This is a genomic window from Paenibacillus xylanilyticus, assembly GCF_047246825.1.
GTDB classification, from domain to species: domain Bacteria; phylum Bacillota; class Bacilli; order Paenibacillales; family Paenibacillaceae; genus Paenibacillus; species Paenibacillus xylanilyticus_B.
Genome location: NZ_JBFOLB010000001.1, coordinates 595,624 through 619,949 on the forward strand (window position 1 = coordinate 595,624; position 24,326 = coordinate 619,949).

Sequence of the window (24,326 nt, forward strand, 5' to 3'; positions counted from 1 at the left end):
ATTTGAATGGCGATTCTTAGCAATGATAAATTTAAAATCAAATTTGGAGAACGTGGAACCGTCCAGTCATTGGTGATGAAAGATGATCCCCATAAGATGAATTGGGTAGTGGATCCTTGCTATTTACAAGAGGTCGGATTTCAAGATGATGAGGATAAGCTTTTTGGAGAATGGAGCCTGAAGTTGAATGGAAGGTATGTACAAAGTTCAATGTTTGAGCCAAATATAACGAAACACAACACACATCATGTTACCGTAGAGTTCAAAGACTTACCGGTCAAAATCTTGTTTTCATATTTGCTCGAAGGAGATCAATTACGCTGGGGTATCGAATTGACGAATGAAACGGATGAGAGCCTTGAAATTCAAGGGTTACATGTTTGGTTTTCTCTCGCCTACATTATGTTTCGAACGCAAGATGTTTACCGTAACATGAATGAATCCTGTGCCGTATTTACGCACCTTGGTGGGAACTTTGCCAAATTTGCTGCTGTACGGCGAAGCAACGAAGGACCTCATTTGGGAATCTACACGCTCAGAGGAACTACGTCAACCATGGGTTCCCTTTGCCGGTATTGTAACCGCTTTCTAGAACAGGTTTCTCCCTCTTTGGACGGCTTGTTATACCACAGGCTCTCTTTGGTAGAGGATGGAACTTCATTGAAAGATTCGGTATCTACCGATTGGATATATGATGGCGCTTACATCCCTTTGACGTTAAAGCCTGGGCAAACCGAAAACTGGCAGTATGCCTTTGTGTCATTCCAGAACCTGGCGGATTTCTATCACCAAGGAAAGGCCCTCGGACATCCTCGCTGGAGCTATATACCCGTGGTGCCTAAAGGAGGACAATTCGAGGCCTCATTGATTCTTCCTAAAGAGCTGGAATTGGGGACGTTAAGACTGTACAGTGTGTCTGGAACCACGAATGACATCGTGGAACAGGATATCACGACACTCGTGATTCCTTCAGGAAACTCACTGTCCACAGATAAGGATTCTGATCAAATTAGCAATCACAGCGTTGATCAGGAGTACATAGTCAGCTTGCCTGCTGACGTACCGGGAGAACGCAAACTGGAAATGATACTCAAGGACGGACGTCGTGACATGCTGGTTTGGAATGTACTTGAACCAGTTCATACATTGCTCGAAAAGCGGGCAGAATGGCTTGCGGTTAACAGCTATGATGGTGGGGAGTCAGCTGTTCGGCCCCATGCGTTCCGTCCGTTGTCTAACCAAGGCGAGGCGCTGGGCAAATTGGCATTCATACTGATGAACAATTTGATGTCTTCACCTGTCCCTGCGCAGATTACGAAGGCGGAAGCAGCTGCAGTGCTGGATATGAAGAAGCACTGGTTCATAGACGGTGATTTGTCCCGGCCGCAACCGTTGTACGGTAACTTTTATCGTATATACGATTTTGATTATATCGCGCACGTTTTTTATCTATTATCTCAGATGGATGAAAAGCTTCTTCATCTGCATTCTCCTTCCGAGTATTTGAAATGGGCCGGGGAAGTCATGTGTTTGCGACTTGATCCGGATTGTCATTTCGGCCAGAGAGAAAAGGACGAATCGCGTTTAAATGGAGTGTTCGTTCTGTACATACGAGAACTGCTGCATGAGTTGAACAGCAAGGGATATGCTGAATTGCACGACCGATTACGACAACTGTGGGATCGCTTTGGTCGGGAAATGGAAATTGCTGTTCGCCACTATGGCGGAGCTGTCACAGAGCACTTTTACGATAATGCCGGATTTGGTCCAACGTGCACAGCGTTGTGTTCCCTTGGACTTACCGACGAAGCTTCACAATATGGTCAGCTTATTTTGGCTAATATCGGGTTCAGCAACGATTATAGGCTGCAGAATCCGGATCGATGGTGGGAAGCACTGTCTCCTATGATTCATTCCTTGTGGGGCGGACTTGCAGCATCATCGGCATTGGTTGCTTATGAACATCTCGGCGATCCTGAATATCTGGAAGCAGCTTATCGCTCTACGATGGCAATCTTTCATTGCTATGACTGGAATGTAAGATCCACACCACGAAGGCTGGAGCAAGGTGAAGCTGCATCGACGTATAGTGTAGCTGCGCCCAATTTGAACATGCCGGAGTTGTCGCGTAATCGTTTCGGACAATCGGTGTTCGTGGGAGCAGACGATCCGCTGTTTGCCGCTTTGTTCTCCGATGTATCGGGGGATGATTGGGATATGGGTGAAGAATTAGTGGCTTATTTGTTGGGGTTTGGAACTACAACCTATCTCTATCGAGATGGAGAAGGCACATTAAGGTGCGTCAACGGATTCGTGACTGAAGAACATGCCGGGTGGACCGTGAAAAGTTATGCGGCGTATCCGTCCAGATACGTATTCCGTGAGGAACAGTTAGAGTTCCGAGCACCTCAAGGAACATTGCAAAAGAGCATTCGCCTGGAGAATGGAAAGTTCTCTGTATACTCATGACCGTCCGTTCAACTTGCCATTGCCCATTCGGTCTTAAATGGGAAGTACAGACTTGGCAACGATCAGCATCATGTAATTATCCGGATATGAAGAAGGACTACGTTTTTAAGTTAAACGATTAAATTCGTTGGCTTGAAATAAATAGCATTCGAAAAGGGAGGAAACAAACATGAGGTTTGGTAAGCGCAAGTTGGTACTATCTCTCGCATTAACCTTGGCTTTCTCCACGCTAGCAGGTTGTTCCGGGAATTCGGACACTTCCGGCAATGCCAAAAATGCAGGGGCGGGCAACGGGGATACCTCCGCTGGGGGCGTCACTCTTGAGTTGCTGTATTGGGGGGATGATGTGCAGAAGCAACTGGTGGAATCCGCTGCAGAAAAATATACGGCGGACACCGGGGTGAAAATCAATGCGCAGGTGTTGCCCGCAGACGGCACATTCGACACCTTCATCCAGACGAGACTTCAATCCGGAGAACTGCCGGACATCAGTTACATGGGGGAAGCTGACATTCAAAAATATAATGAGATGGGCATTTTGGAGGACATTTCCGATCTACTTGCGGATGGAAGCATTCCAGAGAAACTTCCTGCAATCACCATCCATACCCCAGAACAGAAAGTAATCGGTGTAGGTTTGTCCAATCAAATGGAACTGCTTTTCTATAGTAAATCGAAATTTGATGAGGCAGGCGTTCCATATCCACCTACCAAGGTTGAAGAAGCCTGGGATTGGGATACCTTTGTTGCCAATGCCAAGAAGCTAACCAAGGACTCAAGTGGTAAGACGGCCGCCGATGCTGGGTTCGATGCTGCATTGACCGAAAACTATGGTCTTGGTTTTACGGCAGGTCGTGAATTTCACCATTTTTGGGCAGCGAGCGCGAATGGAGGTGGCATTGTATCCCCGGATGGAAAAGAGTTTCAATGGGATTCACCCAAAACGACAGAAGGTATTCAAAAACTGGTTGATCTTGTGAACAAAGACAAAGTTGCTTCTGCCTTTAGCTATACCTGGAGTTCTGGGATTGGCTCGGCTGTGGATGCGTTAAGCGGGGGGTACGCTATGGCAATCAGCGGATCCTGGGATTTAGCGAATATCAAAGGCAATGAGGATATTGGTGTAGGTGTACTTCCTAAAATGGAGAGAGCAGTAACCATGAATGCTGGAGCTCCTCTAGTTGTGTACAATACTTCCAAACATATCGAAGAGGCCAAGAAATTCTACGCCTACATGGTCAACCCGGAAAACAGCCTAGACCTGCTGAAAAGCGGAGCATGGCTGCCCAATCAGGCAGACTGGTATACGGACCCAGCTTTAATTGATCAATGGACGGCAGATCTGCCAGCAAGCGCGAAGGAAACAATCCTTAGCTATGCCACGACTAAGGATGCCATTGTCCAATGGCCTGCGTATTATGTTCCGGCTTACTTGAAAATGAACACAGAATACGAAAAGTCGATCGACCAGGCATTATCGGGACAGAAAAGCGTCAAGGAAATCTATGATGCAATTATGCCGGTAATTAAGTCGCTGTGGGAAAGTGGGAAGGTTTCCTAGCAATAGGAACGCTGAAGTTTGAATTTGAAAAGAGAGGCTATGCTTATGAATCCAGAACGCAAAATTGATTCGGAATCCACCCCAATCCGAAGATTTGCTAAAGGTGCTACCAAAGAGGCCATTGCCGGATATCTATTCGCCGCTCCCGCCATTATTGGATTTTTGGTGCTGACGATGTATCCGATGCTCGCCAGTTTATATTACAGTTTTCATAAAATTACGATTATGAGTGGTAGTCAGGTCATGGAATGGATTGGGCTCGATAATTTCAAGTACATTTTCAGCAATCCCAGCTCTGAATTCAAAAAGTCCATTACGGTTACGCTGGTTTACGCATTTGTTAACGTTGCGCTCGTTATCGTGTTCTGCCTGATCGTTTCCTTACTGCTGAACCGCAAATTTATCGGAAGAAATTTGCTGAGAGCCATCTTTTTTCTGCCATCCGTCGTACCGATGCTAGCGACAACGATCGTGTGGCAGATGCTATTGCAAAATCAGGCCAAAGGGGGACTCATCAACTGGGTTCTACTGCAGATGGGCATTGCACCTTGGGATTTTCTCAATGATCCACTACGGATTTTCTACACCTTGTTTATCATGAGCCTGTGGACATGTGGCGGGACAATTGTTGTATTTATCGCCACGCTGCAGGACGTCCCGGGTGAACTGCTGGAAGCCGTAGAGATGGACGGAGGAAACGCCTGGCACAAGTTTCTGAAGGTAACTTACCCTACAATTAAACCCGTACTCTTTTTTCAGCTCATCATGTGTATGATGACGTCGATCCAGATCTACACCCAGAGCGTGGTGTTATCTAGAAATGGTGCGCCTGATCGAATGACATACTTTATCAACGTCATGATCTACGACCATTCCTTTGTTCAAGTGGGCATGCGTGGTTTGGCATCAGCCGAAGCCTGGATTGTTTTTCTGATCACTTTGGTGATTACGGGTGTGTTGTTTTACTTTCAAGGCGCACTTAAACGTGATGATTCCATGGGCAAACGAAAGTGGGTGAGATAATGGAGACGGTACCTGCACCGATGAAATATACAAGCATCAAGCAGGCAAAAAACCGAAGAAAAGCGATTCATTTCGGATTAATTTTGTTATCTCTCCTGCTTGCATTAATGTTTGCTTTTCCATTGTACTGGCTATTACGCGGAGCAATGGTTAGTCATTCTGAAATATTGGCTAGGCCGCCTGTATTTTTTCCGAAGGAGCTTGGGTTCGAGAATTTCAGGCTTGGGTTGGAACGGATTCAGTTCTGGCGTCAGCTATGGAATTCCGTCTCCATCGTCGTTCCTTATGTCATTGGTACCGTGATAACGACCAGCTTTGCGGCATACGCGTTTGCCAAATTACGTTTCCCTATGCGCGGCGCCTGGTTTGTACTTGTCATCAGCAGTATGATGCTGCCTAGTGCGGTTACATTACTGCCGCAGTTTTCGTTATATACATCGCTTGGGCTTGCAGGCAAACCTGCGCTAATTATTCCAGCCTTTTTTTGCGCAGGCGGTAATGCATACTTCGTTTTTCTGCTAAGACAATTTTTCATGACCATCCCTGCTGAACTAAGCGAGGCGGCCAAAATCGACGGCGCGGGGTATTTCCGCATTTACTATCGCATCATGCTGCCACTCATTCGCCCTGCTATGATCGTTGTTGCACTATTCAGTTTTATCAACTGTTGGAACGAATTTTTCTATACGATGATTTATCTGAAAACAGAGGCCGATTATACCTTGCCCATGGGCTTGTACATGGTGAACGGAATGCGTATTCCGAACTATGAGCAGGTCATGGCGCTTGCACTGATCGTAACACTTCCCTGCCTGGTGTTTTTCCTGATCGGCAACAAATACTTTGTAGAAGGCATTACGTTGACGGGAATTAAAGGTTAATAAGGAGGAGACGAAGCAATGGCGAAAAAGAAGAGGAAATGGGCAACGAAAATGTGGGTGGCGGCTTTGGCCACCGTCGTAACCTTGAATACAGGCATCGTACCAGTATCGGCGAACTATACGACAGATTTTGTGCATGAAGGTGTGGGTAAAGACTACGGCGAAGCAACATGGAATAATAATCTGATCGTAAGACAGCCCGTGGATTTCAGTCAGGAAACTGTTGGCCAAATGATGAAAACCATTGAAGATTTTGATTTTGACCAATTCGCTGCAGATCATGCAGACTTACCATGGCTCGATCAATTGCTGGTAAACGAGGGTGTCATCCCAGACGACAACAACGATGATGGCAGTGCCAACACACTGTTCAGCCGAGGGAGCGCGCTATACATGAAAACGCAGGACAACAGGCAACTCGGTTTTGTCGGGACGGTACATTATGCGGATACCCTCAACAAGGATACGATGTACAATATTACCCTGTCCACGGGAGCCGTTGTGGAAGACAAGGGTGCTCGTAAAAATTATCCGAGCCATGCTGACCAGACTTACAAAAGCGGCGGATTGGATATCAGCCAGCGTAAATTTATTTCCTCCTCTAACAGTGCCGTTACTTTACTGAAGTTGACCAATAACGGTAATTCGCCAATTACGTTAACGATGACCGTCAAATCTCCATTTGTAACTGAAGCCGAGGGAGATGAATTGATCGGCAAACGGGTGGCCGCTCCAATCATGGTTGGACGCGCCGGAGAAAAATACGTGGAAGCGATGTCGTATGTTGACGTGCATCTAAGTGGGGATGGCATGATGCCTGCTGGCAATGATTTGGTCAAAGAGATTACGATTCCTGCAGGTACATCGGTGGATGAGAAAGTGGTCATGGGATGGTTGGCGGAAGAAATACCAGCCTCGAAAACGCAGTATACTGCGTTTAAAGCAAGTAATAATGAAAAGGCTTTCAGTGATCAGGTAAAGGAGTATAACGAATGGTGGGCGCAGAATATCCCCTACATCGATATTCCGGACGAAAACGTGAAGAAGGTACTGTATTACCGTTGGTGGTCCAACCGCTTCAACTTGCTGGAAGCCAACATTCCCGGCAACGACTGGCAATTCCCGATGAACATGGAAGGGGTGCTCGGTTATAACAACGGCATTACGGTCAGTGTTCCGTGGGTGTTGCAGGACTTGAAGTGGCTACGTGATCCATCTTATGCATACGGTACTTGGCTAGCCCAAGGCGAATATTCCGAAAACGCCAATTACAAAAACAACCCGGGACGACCCAATATCTGGACGTGGGACATGATGCAAAACACCTCGCAAGTTGGTTGGGAAGCTTACAAAATTTATGGTGGCGGAGAAAAGGTTTTGAAAAAATTCGCTGATTTCTCGGCAAACGATGTGACAGGTACATTGAATCATTTCCGGGGAACCAATCCTGATTTGGTCTATTACAATCACGGGCCGATTACCGGCAATGATGGAGACACAGTATCCATGCACTGGAAAGGAAACGGAAACTATGCGCGTTTGGACGGTTCTTCTACAGCGTATGCAAACGCGGTAGCCACGCAACAAATGTACGAACAACTCGGGGATGACGCAAACGCTAAACGCATGGAAGAGGTTGCCGAGCGCATTCGGAACGCGATCCTGAACAACATGTGGTACGACGAAGCGGACTTTGACGCTGACGGCGAGGCTGATACCAACGGGGAAGGCAGCTTTTTGCACAAAAAAGTTATCAACCAACAAGACGTATTCAATCCATGGCGTGACAACAATATGTTTGTGTTTAACTTTGGTGTGGTGCCGAAAGAAGGGGAGCCAGGGTACGAATCCAAGTACTTGACCCAATTGTCTGATTACGGCGATCCGAACTATTATCCGATTTTCCCATTCTTCACGGCAGATCAGCACAGTATCATGAAACGTGTGGAAGCATTCCAGAACGGAGAGACCAGCGCGTTCGGAACCGACCAGTTCGCTTGGTGCAACTTTGGAAATTATATCAATACCATTCGCGCTTCTTTACGCCACTACCCAGTGGAGAATATCAACAGTGACACCTACAAAACGTTGTTTGACTGGGGTGCTTGGCTACACACAGTTGAACCGGGTAATACCGACCATCTAGATTCCAATGAATTCTTCTGGCTGGAGGATTATTTCTTTGGTACGCCTTGGACGCCGCAAAACCCGCCGAATCCAAGTGGCAAGATGGTGCGGGCTTGGATTCACCACGATACGCTCGGCATGATGAATTATTCCGTCATGGAGGATATGGCAGGCCTTCAACCACGAGCGGACGATAAAATCGAGCTTTGGCCTCTTGATATCAAATACGACCATTTTGCTGTGGACAATGTGCGTTATCACGATGCCAATCTGTCCATTGTGTGGCAGGACCCGGCCCAGTATAACGATAGCGATCCATACTACAAGGATATCCCTGTCGGATACTCGTTGTTCATTAATGGAGAACGTGTCATGACTACCGATGAAATGTCGCATATCATTTTTGATACAGCAACGGGCAAAGTAGAAAAACCGGACGGTGACGTGCCAGGTGCCGTCGGGGACAACACAAACACCAACGTCATTTATGAAATTGGTAGCGCTGTTGATCTGGCTTCGGCAGACGATACGTCACTGGTAGGCAATGAAAAAGCAGTAGACATGTTCAATAAAGCTGGAGTTGATGTGGAGCATAGCGGCGTAAACCTGGCAACGGCATCTGGAACTACGGTTGAGTCTAGTTATATTCATAGCAACTCCAATGTGAACAGACTGGTAGACGGGTCTACGATTGCCTCCATTAACCATACCTCGAATACTGCGTTATTCGGCGGCTCGCCGAACCCATCCGATTCGGTTATGTTTCAATTTGACGGAGCCCAAGCGGTGGATAACGTGAAAGTGTACTTCTATAATGATCGGCGGCCAAACGGCTATGCAGCCCCGCAAACGTTTGGTGTGGAATACTTGGATGCGGACGGCACCACATGGAAGCCTGTGGAAGGGCAATTCCGTTATCCAGATTATGTGGCTGCAAATTACAACAATGTTGAATTTAATGCGGTGAACACGGCGGCCATCCGAGTCCATTTTACGCATGCATCGGGCTACTCGACAGGAATTAAGGAAATTCAAATCTATAATAACGACCTGAACGTAACGCCTTCGGAAAATCTTGCACCAAAAGTGCAATTAGACCTGCCAGTGAACGTGGAGCAAGGTGCCCCATTGAAGTTGGCGCCCGTAATTACGGATGATGGTCTGCCAAGCGGGCGTTTGACGTATGAATGGAATCTAGTATCAGGTGATGCTGGTGCAGTGCAGGCAGAGGCACTGGATCAGGCCACACTAAATGTGACATTCGGCGCGGTGGGCGAATACGTCTACGAGTTGAGCGTCAGTGACGGGGATGCAATCACGAAGGTAGAAGTACCCATCACGGTATACGTAGCGACGGCCGAATTGTCTAATGTCATTGCCAAGTTTGCAGATCGGGTATCGCCGCAGGGCAAACTTGTCCGTAATGCGGATGACTTCACTCCGGAGTCGTGGCAGGCTTTGCAGGCAGCGCTGACTGAGGCCAAGGAACTGCTTGCGAGAGATGATTATACGCTTGATGAAGTGCAGTCCATGACGAATCGAGTGCGCCTTGCTGAAGAGAGTCTCCGTTATCGCAATGCTGCCCTTTTGGCTACGCCAAGCGCTTCCTATACATCGGCATGGGAATCTTTAAACTCGGTGAATGACGGGTATATTCCTTTAGTTCCTGGGAGCATCGGTAACCCAGAGATCGAAACTCAATATGGAAACTGGGGATCGCCCAACCAGAATCATTGGGTGGAATATACATGGAAAAACCCTGTGACCCTGTCTGGTAGTTCGATGTACTTTTATGATGATGGAGGCGGCGTTCAGGTTCCGGCTGATTACAACTTCGAGTATTGGGATCAGGAGACGGGCGAGTATGTGGCGGTTAGCGGACTTAGTGATAAGAAAATGGAAAAGGGCAAATTCAACCAAGTCACCTTTAATGAAGTCACGACCGACAAATTACGTTTAACGATGAAGAACCAAAGCAGTTCGGTGTACACCGGTTTAAAAGAATGGCGGGCCATCTCTGCCAAACCTGAAGGGGAAGAACCACCTCAAACAGAGCATGGTGCGATAACGGCCATTGAGCCAGCATCGGTCAATACGACCATTAACGTCATGCCTGAGCTGCCTTCACAAGTCACCGTGACCTATGAAGACAATACGAAAGGGCTAGCTAATGTAGTGTGGGATGAAATTCCGGAAAATAAGCTATCCATCGCGACCGATTTTGTTGTGCTTGGCAGTGTGGAAGGAACCGACCTGAGAGCAAGCCTGCGTATTTATGTTAAATACGATAAGTCCCGCCTAAAAGCGGCAATTGATGCTGCTTCGGATCCTTCCGTGAACGAAGAGAACTATATTGGCACACCGGAACAATGGCAAACGTTGCAAGCAGCTTTGCAGATAGCTAGTGACGTGTATAATAATGACGCTTCGACCGAAGGAGATATCGATTCGGCGTACAAAGCGCTGCTGGAAGCTTTTGAAGCCCTAGAGCCGGTAGAGGAACACAATGTAACTATTATCGGTATCAACATTCCAGGCGGTTCTGTGGATCAGTTGGCGAAGGAAATCGTTGTTCCTGAAACGACGACGCTGGAAGAACTTAATGCGGGGTTGAACGTCCCTGCAAGTGTGACATTTGCGGTGTACGAATCTGATGGGCTGACATCGGCAATTGATTTAAAGACTGGATACAAAGTGACGGTAACAGGTTCAGATCAAATTACGACGAAGACGTACACCGTCCTGATGGTTACAGAAAATCCGCCAGTGGATACAGTGGCGCTCGAAGCGAAGCTGAATGAAGCAAAGGCGTTGAAGCAAGAACGGTACACGGCGGCAAGTTGGCAGAACTTAGCGGAAAAGATGTCTTCTGCTGAACAATTGTTGACGAGCGGTTCCGCTTCACAGGCTGACATTGATGCTGCGGTTCTCGCGCTGGATTCTGCAATTGCGGGATTAAAACTGTTACCTACACCTATACCTACACCGACTCCAAGCCCATCGCCATCAGCTCCAACACCAGTTCCAGCACCAGCTCCTACGCCTTCGGATCCGAAAAAGCTTACGCCAGTTACCGTGAGCCAAGGCAGAATCGAAGTAAAAGCAGTTGCTAGCGAAAAAGATGGTAAGGCCAAGGCTCAGCTTACAGACAGCCATATTAATGCAGCGCTGCAAGATATGAAGGACGGGAAGTTAACTATTGTCATCCAAAAGGACATGGAAACACAACAAGTCGAAGCCGTGCTTCCATGGAATACGCTTAGTACTACGAAGTCTTTGACCAGTGTAAGAATTGAAATGGGATCAGCCGTTTTGACGATACCTCATCAATTCCTGACTACGTTTAAGGACATCAGTAATCTGGGAGTGGCCTTTGAAGCCGTGGAACCAAGCGAGCTGCCAAAACATGCTGGAAAACTTCGTGAAGCAGAAGTGGTCAGCAACATCACGGTAACTGCGGATGGAAATAGTATTTCTTCTAAAGAACTGCATGGAAAAGGACTTAGGCTAGCCATGCTTTATCAGTTGAACTCAGGGATGAAAGGGCATCAGGTGTTTGCATTTACGCTGAACGATGCCGGAGTGGCCCGAACTATTGTCGACGGTAAATATGATGCATCCACAAAAATGTTTGAGTTTAATATGCATCAGAACGGCATGTTCGGAGTACTTGGCGCAAACGTTGCCTTCAAGGACTTGATCAATGTGAATTGGGCTGTGGAAGGCATTGAAGCACTGGCAGCAAGGGGAGCTATTGAGGGAACGGGAGCTGGAGATTTTAATCCGGCATCTCAAGTAACCCGGGCAGAATTCCTCAAAATGTTGATGAACACATTCGATCTGTTGGATGAAACAGCAACACCCGCATTTAGCGATATCAAAGAAGGCACATGGTACAGCACTCCAATCGCAAGTGCGCATAAGCTGGGCATTGTCAAAGGCAAAGCAGATGGCACTTTTGGTCCCAATGAACCAATAACCCGCGAGGAAATGGCCGTGATGATTTATCGGCTTGCAGGTAATTTAAATGTTACATTATCAATTGAAGGGGAAGATGATTCTGCGAAGTTTGTTGATTTGGAGAATCTTTCTTCGGAATCCTCAGCAGCAGTAGAGGCTGTTCGCATGGGTGGTTTAATTACAGGCATGCCGGATGGCCGCTTTATCCCTAGTGGCCAGACCACACGTGCGCAAGCGGTGACGGTTATTTACCGATTACTGACAAACCTAGAATAAGGGCTGCTTGGACTATTCAAATGTGGGTACACTCCTAAACTCTAAATCCACCTGATTAAAATAATGGTTGCTCCTAAACGTTTGTTATGGGGCAACCATTATTTTCGCGGAACAAGAACATTGGGCCATTGTCGATTGAACAAAATTTATAATTGAAATATGATATCTATTTCATTAAGCTAACGGGCGGAATATAATATCGCGAAAGAAATATACATAAGCTGATTCTTTCTGGCCTAATAATTAGATGATATTATGATTAGCCGTTAAGGAACCAAGTTCAGCGAGAATTTAACGCAATCAATGCAATATGTGTGTAGTTAAGGTATACGAACTAACTGGTTTGAAGCTCGAGATAGTGATACTAACTAAGTTATACCCGCTTTTAGAAGGACACTACTCGATAGTAACGTTTATTTATTACATACTCAGCCATATAAATTCATGTTGGAAATTTTCGGGTATAACCCTTCCCCCCTAAAGCAATACTCTAGAGGAAACTCATTAACTTCGAAGGGGTTAACTTACATGCTAAATGCTAAAACAACAGAAATTGTAAAAAATACAGCGCCGGTGCTTAAGGAACATAGTCACCAAATCGGAAAACGATTTTATGAATTACTTTTCCATAGAGCTCCTGAGTTAATCAATATTTTTAATCAAACCAATCAGAAGAGGGGAATCCAGCAGGAAGCCCTAGGTTACGTAGTTTATGCTGCAGGCGAGCATATCAATAATCTCGGGGCACTAACCCCAGTTATTCGAAGAATTAACGAGAAACATCGAGCCATTGGGATTCGAGCCGATCAGTATCCAATCGTTGGCGAGACATTACTACAAGCAGTAAAGGATGTGCTTGGAGATGCTGCAACTCCAGAGATTCTGGATGCATGGGGACAAGCATACGGATATATTGCCAACCTCTTTATACAAATGGAGGAAGAGTTGTATGAGGAGACTGAGAAACAGGTGGGCGGATGGTCTGGTTATCGGCGATTTATCGTGGATAAAAAAGAAATGGAAACCAAAGAGGTTACCTCATTCTATCTTAAGCCAGAGGATGGGAGAGCCATAGCATCATATAAAGCTGGGCAGTATTTGACGCTAAAAGCCGAAATCCCTGGTGAATCCTACACACATATCCGTCATTACAGTTTGTCCGAAGCGCCTGGTAAGGACTATTATCGGATATCCATCAAGGGCGAGGATGCAGCACGCAATGATCCGGAGGGAGTTGTTTCCCACTATTTGCATGACCAGGTCCAAAAAGGGGATAAGCTGCTTTTTTCTGCTCCTGCAGGTGATTTCGTTTTGAGTACAGATGAATTTCCAGTCGTTTTCATCAGTGGAGGGATAGGAATAACTCCATTACTCAGCATGTTAAACGAAGTCGTGCAGAAACAACCCCAGCGTAAGGTCCATTTTGTTCACGCTACTAAAAATGGTCAAACCCATGCATTTCAATCACATCTTACAGAGCTCGTTCAATCAAACAACCATATAAAGTCCTATGTCTGTTATACATCACCTACGCAAGAGGACCTTGCCTCTCACCGGTTTGATATAGAGGGACACATTAATTTGGAAGTGCTGTCGTCAATTAAACCGGCTGAACCGGCACAATATTATTTGTGTGGATCGATCCCTTTTATGGAGGATATTATAAAAAAACTTAGTGAACTAGCTGTGCCCAAGGATCATATTCATTATGAATCCTTTAGTCCAATAGCAATGTTAGATGAGGAGTAGGGATTAATTTAAGGCAACCTTATTCAAAATGACATCTAGAGCTTAACCCGTTTTTTACCTTCCCAAGTAAAAGCCCTTTGATCAAGTGAGGTGTACTCCTTAGAACTGACATTGGAGAAAAACTGGGTTTAACCGATAAAATTCCGAGCATTATTATGAATAAAAAAGGGAATTAGTTTAAGGCGTCATCCATTGCAATGCAAAAAGTAGCGATTAGCTTTCACGTCGATGTCGAGAACATAAGCATAGTCCAATTAATAGTCGCTATTTTAGCGGCTTTTTAAATTGAAACAAGTTCTTTTTCCATGTTAAACAGGGACAGACAGACTCTTTGGAATTATCAGTGCATAACCACCTGTCGAGGGACAAGAACTTGTACCGATTGCCGTAAAGGACAAGAACATGAGTCAATTAATGATTAGATAAGTATCTAACTATGTCTTCATGCAATTTCACTAAGCTAACGGGCAGGTTAGTCCTAATTAGGCTACAGGAATATCGACAAAACTAACCTTCAACTTTTATCGGGGTTTTATCTTATATTGAACTTGTGAACAACTGAAGTACGTTAGGGAAGTGGGTAATCCACTGGGCTTACAAGTGGTATCGTATGGAAAAGAATCAAGATAAACAATATACTAGCTATATAGTTTTATGTAGAGGTGAATATCAAATGGATGAAATCGATGAATCAAAACAAATTGTATTACAAATCGGCGGTGCATTGAAAAAGTACAGAAAAGAAAAAAACATGACCTTAGACGACTTATCGGAATTAACGGGCGTAAGCAAACTTACTCTGGGAAATATCGAACGTGGCGAGACAAATCCAACTTTGGCAATGATATGGAAAATTTCAAAAGGCATATCTTTACCGCTATTGGCTTTGTTCACATCAGAGAAACCTGTTAGTTTGTATCGAGCAGGCGAGGGACTGCGGTTTTCTAATGATGAGAAAAATTGGATCATTGAACCAGTCTTTAAAAGCAACGATATTGAAATGTGTCGGGCATACTTACAGCCAAATAGCTCGTATTACCCTGAAGGTCATCATGTGAATACAACTGAAATTGCGACAGTAATGACTGGTTCCATTGAGATACAAGTCAATGGAGAGATTTACACATTGAATCAATATGATACGATCAGTTTTCGTGCAGATTATCCTCACTCTTATACCAATCTTACGAATAGCGAAACCGTGCTTCATATATCCTTAAAATATGGTTTCTAAAAGTCGAAAATCCACTTATTAAATACAACTCCGAATTCCATGAAAGGAATTCAGAGTTGTATTTTTGTTTTTTAAGAGTTTCAGTATGATATAAAATATTTCTTGTTTAAAATAATATATTATAATATACTTTTGTTGTTCGCGCGGATGTTATAGCAAAGTTTTTTCAATCAACAGGAAGCAAATATAATACGTAAGAATTCAGGAAGGAGAAATGAAGAATGCCGAATAAACAAAATAAAAAATTCGTGCCATCCTCTGTAGGGCTGATCATTCTCGGCATTATTGTTATTGCAGCTAATTTACGTACTCCCTTAACCTCAGTTGGTCCTTTAGTGAGTTTTATAAGGGATGACGTTCATATTTCAAATACATTAGCAGGCCTGATCACAACGGTACCCTTGCTTGCCTTTGCTTTATTATCGTCTCTTGTACCAAAATTAGGACGAAGATATGGGGTTGAGCGTATCATTTTGATTGCCCTAATCTTTCTGACTGTTGGTATTGTAATACGTTCATTATCTGGCGCAGTTAATCTGTTTATTGGAACAGCCGTTCTTGGATTCGCCATTGCCATATGTAATGTATTATTGCCAAGTATAATCAAAAGGGATTTCCCAAATAAAATTGGCTCCATGACAGGAGTTTACTCCATTTCAATGAATTTATGTGGAGCAATCGCATCGGGAATCAGTGTACCGCTAGCCGTGAACGCCGGTCTAAAATGGCAGGGAGCATTGGGAATATGGGGGATTCTAAGCTTTGTATCGATCCTCTGTTGGCTACCTCAATTAAGAAATCAAACGAAACAAACAGCCACGACGAGTCAACAAATGGCCAGCAACAATGTGAATGTTTGGCGATCCCCGCTTGCCTGGCAAGTAACCTTGTTTATGGGTATACAGTCCATGGTTTTCTATGTGCTGATCGCATGGTTGCCTGAAATTTTAAAGCAGCAAGGAATTGATTCCAACCAATCAGGATGGTACCTCTCGATCATGCAGTTAGCGATGCTTCCATTTACCTTTATTGTTCCCGTTATTGCCGGGCGCATGTCTAGCCAACGTTTGTTAGTGGTCATCACGACCATTTTGCTTTTGACAGGAACGCTTGGACTTCTTTTCGGGAACTCCAGTATCATTCTGTTGTGGATCATATTACTCGGAATTGGTGGGGGGTTCGCCTTTAGTTTGGCTATGATGTTTTTCGGGTTGCGCACTGAAAATGCGCATCAAGCAGCGGAACTATCTGGCATGGCCCAATCGATCGGATATCTTCTTGCCGCAATCGGTCCAGCCCTTATAGGATATCTGCATGATGCGACAAATAGTTGGAACCTGCCACTTTCCATTCTGCTTGGCGCTTCGGTCTTACTCTTTTTAGTTGGTATGGGAGCAGCAAGTAATCGTTTTGTAGGTAGCCGCAATAGTTACGAGCTGCAACGGAAAGGATGATAACGATGTTTGACAAAATTATGGTGGCCATTGATAAAGCTGAAATAACGAACAAACTCCTTGATGCAACCGTTGAAATAGCCCAAAATAAACAAACTCAAGTTACCTTGGTTAATGTCAGCCAGGATTATGTGTCCAGCGGCATGACATTTGTACCAGAGAATTTTTTGGAAGACATACTGAACGAAATGGAGAAAGCGAGTTTGGAACAGTTGCACCAAGCCAAATCTAAATTAAAGTCTGCGGGGATTAACCCGGAAACTGTTCATCTTAAGGGAGATCCTGGGCATGAAATATTGAATTATGCAAGGGATACCGAGCAGCAACTTATCATTATCGGAAGCCGTGGGCTAAGGGGCATAAAAGAAATGATGCTTGGAAGTGTCAGTCACAAGGTTTCACAGTTATCAAGCTGCCCAGTCCTCATTGTACATTAACTCCTTCGGGGACTGTTGAGATGATGCATTGTTATATTGGCGGGGGAGCGTTTAGAGTATGAATCATACAGCGGCATTCCAGGATATTTGTGTCCTACAATGCCGCTGTTTCTATATCCCTTTAGTTGCTCAAATGCTGATCCTAAGATCACGGGAGAGGACCTGCCACTACACGGTGCTCCACAATGATCACCACCGTCCGGGCTCGCCAGCATCTAAGTGAAACCGTTTTTTAAATGGAACTCTTGTCCGCGGTATATATTGAATAAGAATGGTCCGGCAGGGTTTCTGATGCATATGTACATAAAAAATATTATGTAAACTATAAACGTTCCGTCGAAACACCCTGGATTTTCTTATAGAACTCGATGAGACGATCCACGTCATCAGTAATGATGCGTACAGAAGCAAAATACACGAGATAACATCCTTCCTACAATAAGTAATATAGCTTTGTATCGTAGTATATTGGATCCAAAGTACTTCTGGTTTAATCCTACTCCTTTACGATTACTTACTCCGACTATACATAAACGCTCCTGACAACAGTTTGTCAGGAGTGGTGTTTTATGAAGAAACCAGAGGAAAAAGAGTGTAGGACTAAATTAACGGGAAACTAGAGTTCAATATTAAAAAGGTATCCGCTGATCAATGTGATTGGTAGTTCTTGTTCAGCTAATTACTGCAAACCCTCAATCCCCAAGCTTGCAATAATACTAAGTGCGGAAGAAAAGAAAGATTACTTATCAGGCATGTTTGACTATTCTCGCATAACCATTTCGGGTAAAAATATAATATATAATCAAATATGTATAAGGAAGGTGAAAGAGATTGGACCTAATCATATATTCCGCACTTGCACTAATTTATTTAACCCTTGTTATCAGGATTACTATTCATTTATCCCGCAAAAAGCATTGGCTCAATTACTCCGTATTCCAGCTTTTCGTATTATTCTGCCTTGCATATGATAACGGAATTATTGCATTAGGTAATGTCATCGGAGAAGGGGAGCTACTCCTGAGACTTAGCAGTATTTGATTTTGGCTGCATGCGTTTGCTACTCCTACCCTAATACTCGTAGGCTTCTATATCTTACGTTGCTCAGGTGCCCAATTTTCAAAAAACATGATTACACATATTGCTGCCTGGCTGCTGACACTAGGCCTTATCATTTACCAAATTATTAGTTCAACGTTATCCGAAGTTAAAAATCTCATTGCCATTGAGGAGTATGGAGTGCTGAGGTACACAGCAGAAGGTCACGCAGGTCCGCCGTTCATGGTTATCATTGTTGGTTTTGTGCTCTTATTAATAGGGGGCATAGTACTAGCGAAACAAAAATGGGTATGGCTGTTTGTCGGAACGATTCTATTATTTATAGGACAAGGAATCCCTATAACAATTGAAAGCACCGCTTTAACCAATGTGTTTGAACTGATCCTCATGTTCTCGATATGGATCACCACTTCACAATGCCTGCTTTCTCAGAGGCGCTAAAAATATTCTAGGATAAAGGGTATTCTGCTCCGGGTTAGTTGACCAGTTCATTCCTTCCATGATCTAATCGTCCAGTTCATTAGGGGGCGGTTGAATGATCGTCGATGTCGGGGCTTTTGTATACTGAAATAATTGGTGTAAATAGGATATACCACATATCTGGGATTCAATGATCTTATCTAGATACGTCCTGACATTCTCAGCAATATTCATAATTCCCAGCGAATCCGTATGTTCGGTTGCGGCGATGGATTGCCTAAAATACACGGTATCTTCTGAATACACGGAGCTTTGTAGCATTTGAATCAATCTGATTTTTAGCAAATGAGATCCACTGTATCGGCGATAACGGTTGTCAGGGTCTCGATCCGCCGTTACATATCCTGCTTGCTCCCAGTACCGGATCGCCGATTTGGGAGCCTGCGTCAATTCAGATGCTTCGTTGATGGTGAACGTCTTCTCTGCATACGGAGATTTATTCTCTGTAGCGTACATCCGAATATCCTGGATTAACTTATCTAATCTCTCTTTTTCTTCGAACAAAACGACTTCCTTTTCCCTGATGATCCACATTGCATCTTTTAGTTTATCCTGATGGATGCAACGAAGCACCAAGGCTGTCACTTCCATTCCGAATGCTGGGGCCATGGCTAGGATACACGAAAGATAGGCTGCGTGCAGGTCCGTATAAATTCGGTAGCCATTTGAAGATCGTTCAGCTGGAGGTATTAGGCCTTTAGCTTCGTAATTTCTTATAGTACTGGCGCTAATCATGAATTTCGCCGCCATTTTTTTAGGGCGCATCGTCACTCGCATCTCTCCTCATTACAATTGATCAACATTCAACAAGCTTATAAGGTCTTCTGTGAAAATAGTTGATATTCCTTCTCTTTTTTTGCTGAACCTTCGAATTGGCTTGCAAGTTGTACAATGGAATTGAAATGAATTAGAAGGAGGCGTTTGCTTGTGAAGAAAAGATTCCCGATTTTCCGGCAAGACATGGCAATCGAAGAAATAAGTGAAGTGGCCAACAGTTATATTAAGTCTGAGTGGAGGTCCTTGTACGAATCCATGCATGAACAATTGACGGCTGCTTTTGTTGAAATTGAAGATGCGGCCTATGGTCTTTATTTGGATCAGCTTATGCCGTGTATATTCGAACAGCTGGAGAATACCGGTTTCAGTGCTAGGGAGAAGCTCGAAGAGAATGATTTCGTTATTGCCAAGCGCTTGATATTCCGAAACTCTCTTGAAAAATGGGGGACAGAAGACAACAGATCGAGAATATTTTGGAACGTGATCTATGACAAGCAAGGCAACCCAATCGGCACCATACTCACGGAAATCCCTCACTCACATTTGAAATTCGACATCCCTTCGGTACCAGTCATTTACTCACTGCAGGAGAATCTTAAGGAGCGGATCGTCCAAGGAATTAAGGAAATCAAGGAATCCGTATAAGTATAAAGTAATTTAGATGTAGAACCTTATACACTCCATATTTAAGGTTTCATAATCACCATTTTTATGAGAAATCTGGATACAAAAAACCAAAGAGGTTCAGCTTACGCAAAAGTTAATTTTATTTAAATATGAGAAATTAACTGTGTGAATCCTGTTATTATAAACCAAAGGTCGTTCAACTAACGGGAAACGATAGTCAATTAAGAGAACAAGAAGGCAGCCGACCTACGTGGTCAGCTGCCTTTGTTCAACTCATGGGCAGTTTAGCATAACTATACAGTTCCCCAATTGTATGGATGAGTCAGGTAGTCCTATCTACATTATGATAATGAAAAGAGAGGCAGATATCCTATCAAAAAAAGCATGAAATCAATACTGAAAAATAGTCACAAAAGCAGGGTGGAGGGAACCGTCAAAATTTTTCACTATACCGTGAGTCGTTCAACTAATTTAACTGTTATTTCTTCGCATGAAAGATCTTCATTACTAATTGCCCGAAGTAATAACTTTCTTCCCATCTCCACTAAAGGTATTTCAATTGTAGTAATATTCATAATTTTAGCTATAGGTTGATTGTCAAACCCTATAACAGCCAGTTCATCCGGTATTGAAATTCCCTTTTCCTTACTACATGTAACAATTCCTGCAGCTATTTGGTCGTTTGAAACCAATAAAGCTGAGGGAGGATTATTCATAGTTATTAATTTTTCGACGATCTTCTCCCCATCCTTGAAATCATAATTTTCTGAGAAAATATATTCGGATTCAAATGGTTCGTTGAGCTTATTTAAAAAATCCCTATAGGCTGATATCCTTTGCACACCGTTCGTTCCCACTTTTCTCCCTACGCAAATGCCAATCTTTCTATGACCTTTAGAGTACAAATACTTTAAACCCCTGGAGAAACTTTTATAATGATCCATAAATATTGAGGAAACTTTTCTGTCTCCCGTATTCTCACAAAAGATGATTGGACCATAATCTAAATAGGTATCTATAATATCCCATTGACAAATTCTAGAACAAATGATCAAAGCGTCTATTTGCTTTTGTTTTAACATATCTAATGCTTCAATTTCCCTATTTTCTTCATAATTAGTCTGGAAGAGAACCATCTTATAGTTAGAATTCAATGCCTGGTTTGCAATCCCCTCGACGATCAAAGCAAAAAATGGATGATTGAAAAATGGGATTGCAACACCTATAAGAAAGGTTTTTCCTTTACTTAAATGGACGGCATTTATATTTTTTTCATATTTGCTCGTCTCAATAGCTCGTCTAACCGCTTTTATTTTTTCTAAGCTTACATAAGGCTGATTATTGATTACACGGGATACGGTTGTAATTGAGACGCCCGCCATTTTTGCGATATCTCTTATGTTTGCCATTTTTTCTCCTTTCAAATTTTTAATGCTTGCTCTGAAACGGTTTCCATAATCTAAGCTTATATCAATGTATAAAAAGTTTAGGAGGAACTTGTATGGTTTTAGTGTTGGGTATATTGAGTTTAATCTTTACATGTACTTGTATCTTAATTTTAGCATCATTTGCTATTTCACTACATGAAAAAAAGTCGGAAATAGATAACAAGAATGACCCATTCAGTTATTTATTTGAAGTTTATAATGAGAAATAAATACTTGAATTAAGTCAATTTATTTTCACTAAAAATAATTAAGAAAAGAGGAAGAAAATGAGCGATAAACAAGTAACTCTACATGCTTTTGAAACAGATTACATTAAAGAACTGCATCACTGGTTGAATGACTCCGTTTCCATTTCCATGGTTGGAAGAACTCCATTGACCTATGAACAAACTGTGAATCATGTGGAGGAAAAACGTCAAGACGGAGATCTTTTATTAGCTATAAAAAATGAAGAAAAGCGTCTAATTGGATGGGTTTTTCTTCAAAATATAGAACTTGAACATGGTAGGGCAAGTATTGGTATCTTGTTAGCTCCAGAAGCTCGTGGACAAGGTTATGGAGAACCTGCTATGAAGCAAATGCTTGGCATTGGTTTTAAGCAACTACGTTTAAATAAAATTTACTTAACAACAAGAGGTGTTAACGAACAAGCTATTAGTTTGTATAAGAAAGTGGGATTTATTGTGGAAGGGAAATTAAGGAAACACGCTTTTTTTGAGGGGGAATTTCACGATACGTATATTATGGGGGTTTTAGCGTCGGAATGGGATTGAGTTTTTTGTGTTCAGACATGGGTACTTTAAGCACATATCCATTATTTGAAGTTACTCAACTTATTGAGTTCCTAAGATTATTGAGCGAGCAGATGTCTGGTTTACAATGATCGATAAGCCTAATTATTTATGCTCTAACGTTTATCTCACCAAGGTTAACCGAATTCTTATGGCTTAGGCTCCATCTGGCTCTAGATAAAATCTGGCCTATTTTTCAAATTGCTGTTCCTGCACTGCATTTCTTAATCATACTACTTTTCACTGCTCAAATTCAGTAAACCGTCAAGAGTGAACTGCATCCCAATTGTTAGACACCATCTAGCAATTGGGGTGGTCCGTTGAAGCTCTAGAAGCTGAATTAGAACGTTTACGCATGGAAAATGCCTACTAAAAAAAGTTGAATGCCTTACTATGGATTAGGCTTGAATTCCCGGTGGTTCCATTGCTAAAAACAGATAGTTGTTCCGTAATTCCCACAACTTCCCTCCAAATTAAGGCTTTTGCAAAGTAACATTGCTCCTATCTCGTACGATTGTTTCCATGTTGATCTCCTGTTTTCCTTTCAGGTATCTATCAAAGAAGGCCGTCGACAGCTCATTAATGGAGGCCTGTACACGTCTTGGCTCGGCCCCACTCGGCGGCAGTAATGGGGAGAATAGATAAAAGTCCGTGAAACTCATATGGTTGGCATGGTCAAAAACGACGAAGTAAGAATCCTTTCCCATAGCCGCTTTTTCTCGTCTTTCCTGAGACTCCGCCCAAAATCGCTCATAATGGCCCCGGTCATGCTCGGAAGCTTGAACGGCTTGATCCAGAGATTGTGCAAACCATCCGTAGTCAATGCTTTGCGCTGCATTCATCTGCAAATAGGCTTTATCGAAGCCTCGCTCGGGAACGGGATCGCCGTAAAGGACTCCATCCATATTCAGAGCCGCTTGGATTCGGGAATCCTTCATCAGCATTTGGGCTGCCGTTGCACCACCGAAAGAATGACCAAACACCCCGACTCGATCCATATCCACTTTTCCAGAGAGAATTCCAGACTGTGCTGACGAGGACATGGCCTCGATATGATCAAGAACAAATTTGGTGTCATCAACCCAATAACTGGTTTTCGTTTTATAATCTTCAAAGCCTGATAAATCCTCCATCCTGAGCAGAGCCGTTGTTTGATCAGGATATATAACGGCTGCCGCATCATAAGGATGATCAATGCCCACCACGATATAACCCTGGCTGGCCAGCTCTTCCACCTGAAATGTGTTTTGGTTACGAAAACCGGTTAGACCCGGGGAAAACAACAGTAAGGGAAAGCGTTCTTGCGCAGATGATATTTTTGCATCTGTATAGGCATGTGTTTTTACATAACGAAGTTGAGAAAGTAAAAAGGGCGACAAGGACATGGCTTCCCGAATTCCGGATAACACGACAGGCACATTCTCCATATAATCTGCGTTTGGTGCCTTCGAGGAAGTTTCAGCAGGGTACCATATCTGAACCATGAGCTTCCGATGATCATCGGGGTTGTCTGTTGCTGGTTCGCTTCTTGTTACGTCTTCCATGAAGAGCGTGGACGTACCTACTGGAAAGGAGCCAGTCGGTTCTGAGAAGGCAAAGACCGGCAAGATTGATGGCAAGAGGGCTGAAACGCCGGTATAGATAGCCAGGACCAGAATGATAACCGTTTGTTCCAACCACGTTTTTGTTTTTGATGCAGATGATTTTTGTATCGGTTGACCTGATCTTCGAGCTCTATACGACTGGAAAGCCATTAAACCGATAATTAGAGCTGATCCGTACAGGGGAATATTTTGCCAACGGTAGCCTTCAACCAGGATCTGGATTCCCCCACATAGCATCGAAATTCCGGCACCAATGGTTTGCAGCAGGGCCTTTTTGGGGAGACGAAGGAATGCACAAACGAAGAGCAAAATCACATTCACAATGAAAAGTAGCATTTCAATATTTCGCATAAAGCCTCCTAGATCATG

Annotated in this window: 15 protein-coding genes and 2 pseudogenes; 13 read left to right on the forward strand and 4 right to left on the reverse strand. The window is 43.6% G+C overall.

The features are described 5' to 3' along the window. Positions 1-6 precede the first annotated feature (6 nt). The 9 genes from AB3N00_RS02440 (at position 7) to AB3N00_RS02480 (ending at position 17,171) form a co-directional block, all read left to right on the forward strand. Entirely contained in the window at positions 7-2,469 is a 2,463-nt protein-coding gene (locus AB3N00_RS02440) for a hypothetical protein (protein WP_413033139.1), read from the forward strand. Between the two features lie 169 nt (positions 2,470-2,638). Beyond that, the gene (locus AB3N00_RS02445; RefSeq protein WP_413033140.1) at positions 2,639-4,030 is read left to right on the forward strand and encodes an extracellular solute-binding protein; all 1,392 of its coding nucleotides are present in this window, start codon (positions 2,639-2,641) and stop codon (positions 4,028-4,030) included. Between the two features lie 45 nt (positions 4,031-4,075). Beyond that, a complete protein-coding gene (locus tag AB3N00_RS02450; protein ID WP_413033141.1) occupies positions 4,076-5,053 on the forward strand; it encodes a carbohydrate ABC transporter permease in 978 nt (325 codons plus the stop codon). Beyond that, complete coding sequence (locus AB3N00_RS02455; RefSeq protein ID WP_145321680.1) at positions 5,053-5,934, forward strand: carbohydrate ABC transporter permease; 882 nt, start codon at positions 5,053-5,055, stop codon at positions 5,932-5,934. The genes AB3N00_RS02450 and AB3N00_RS02455 overlap by 1 nt, the downstream gene beginning before the upstream one ends. 18 nt (positions 5,935-5,952) lie before the next feature. Beyond that, positions 5,953-12,297: an S-layer homology domain-containing protein gene (locus tag AB3N00_RS02460; RefSeq protein WP_413033142.1), complete on the forward strand. Its 6,345-nt coding sequence runs from the start codon at positions 5,953-5,955 to the stop codon at positions 12,295-12,297. A 528-nt stretch (positions 12,298-12,825) separates the two neighbouring features. Beyond that, a complete protein-coding gene (gene hmpA / locus AB3N00_RS02465; RefSeq protein ID WP_413033143.1) occupies positions 12,826-14,046 on the forward strand; it encodes an NO-inducible flavohemoprotein in 1,221 nt (406 codons plus the stop codon). Positions 14,047-14,656: 610 nt separating this feature from the next. Continuing rightward, on the forward strand, positions 14,657-15,280 hold the full coding sequence (locus AB3N00_RS02470) for a helix-turn-helix domain-containing protein (RefSeq protein WP_413033144.1): 624 nt from the start codon (positions 14,657-14,659) through the stop codon (positions 15,278-15,280). Between the two features lie 221 nt (positions 15,281-15,501). Next, entirely contained in the window at positions 15,502-16,734 is a 1,233-nt protein-coding gene (locus AB3N00_RS02475) for a CynX/NimT family MFS transporter (RefSeq protein ID WP_413033145.1), read from the forward strand. A 5-nt stretch (positions 16,735-16,739) separates the two neighbouring features. After that, positions 16,740-17,171 (forward strand): universal stress protein, encoded by a 432-nt coding sequence (locus AB3N00_RS02480; protein ID WP_413033146.1) that lies wholly within the window; start codon positions 16,740-16,742, stop codon positions 17,169-17,171. A gap of 328 nt (positions 17,172-17,499) precedes the next feature. On the opposite strand, the pseudogene AB3N00_RS02485 reads toward AB3N00_RS02480, so the two are convergent. After that, a pseudogene (locus AB3N00_RS02485) lies at positions 17,500-17,589 on the reverse strand (VOC family protein); the annotation flags it as partial. Between the two features lie 710 nt (positions 17,590-18,299). Here AB3N00_RS02485 and AB3N00_RS02490 point away from each other — a divergent pair. Continuing rightward, on the forward strand, positions 18,300-18,671 hold the full coding sequence (locus tag AB3N00_RS02490; RefSeq protein WP_413033147.1) for a hypothetical protein: 372 nt from the start codon (positions 18,300-18,302) through the stop codon (positions 18,669-18,671). A 63-nt stretch (positions 18,672-18,734) separates the two neighbouring features. Here AB3N00_RS02490 and AB3N00_RS02495 read toward each other — a convergent pair whose 3' ends face one another. After that, the gene (locus AB3N00_RS02495) at positions 18,735-19,475 is read right to left on the reverse strand and encodes a MerR family DNA-binding transcriptional regulator (protein ID WP_413035173.1); all 741 of its coding nucleotides are present in this window, start codon (positions 19,473-19,475) and stop codon (positions 18,735-18,737) included. A 162-nt stretch (positions 19,476-19,637) separates the two neighbouring features. Here AB3N00_RS02495 and AB3N00_RS02500 point away from each other — a divergent pair, with 162 nt between their 5' ends. Continuing rightward, positions 19,638-20,132: a DUF6022 family protein gene (locus tag AB3N00_RS02500; protein ID WP_413033148.1), complete on the forward strand. Its 495-nt coding sequence runs from the start codon at positions 19,638-19,640 to the stop codon at positions 20,130-20,132. Between the two features lie 428 nt (positions 20,133-20,560). On the opposite strand, the gene AB3N00_RS02505 is transcribed toward AB3N00_RS02500, so the two are convergent. Beyond that, positions 20,561-21,523 carry a LacI family DNA-binding transcriptional regulator gene (locus AB3N00_RS02505; protein WP_413033149.1) on the reverse strand — a complete coding sequence of 321 codons (963 nt, stop codon included), beginning with the start codon at positions 21,521-21,523 and terminating at the stop codon, positions 20,561-20,563. Between the two features lie 305 nt (positions 21,524-21,828). Between AB3N00_RS02505 and AB3N00_RS02510 the strand changes: the two genes are divergently transcribed. Both AB3N00_RS02510 and AB3N00_RS02515 read left to right on the forward strand, forming a co-directional pair. After that, entirely contained in the window at positions 21,829-22,335 is a 507-nt protein-coding gene (locus AB3N00_RS02510; RefSeq protein ID WP_413033150.1) for a GNAT family N-acetyltransferase, read from the forward strand. A gap of 334 nt (positions 22,336-22,669) precedes the next feature. Next, a pseudogene (locus AB3N00_RS02515) lies at positions 22,670-22,746 on the forward strand (transposase); the annotation flags it as partial. An 80-nt stretch (positions 22,747-22,826) separates the two neighbouring features. Here AB3N00_RS02515 and AB3N00_RS02520 read toward each other — a convergent pair. Further along, on the reverse strand, positions 22,827-24,308 hold the full coding sequence (locus AB3N00_RS02520) for an alpha/beta hydrolase family protein (protein ID WP_413033151.1): 1,482 nt from the start codon (positions 24,306-24,308) through the stop codon (positions 22,827-22,829). Between the last annotated feature and the right edge of the window lie 18 nt (positions 24,309-24,326).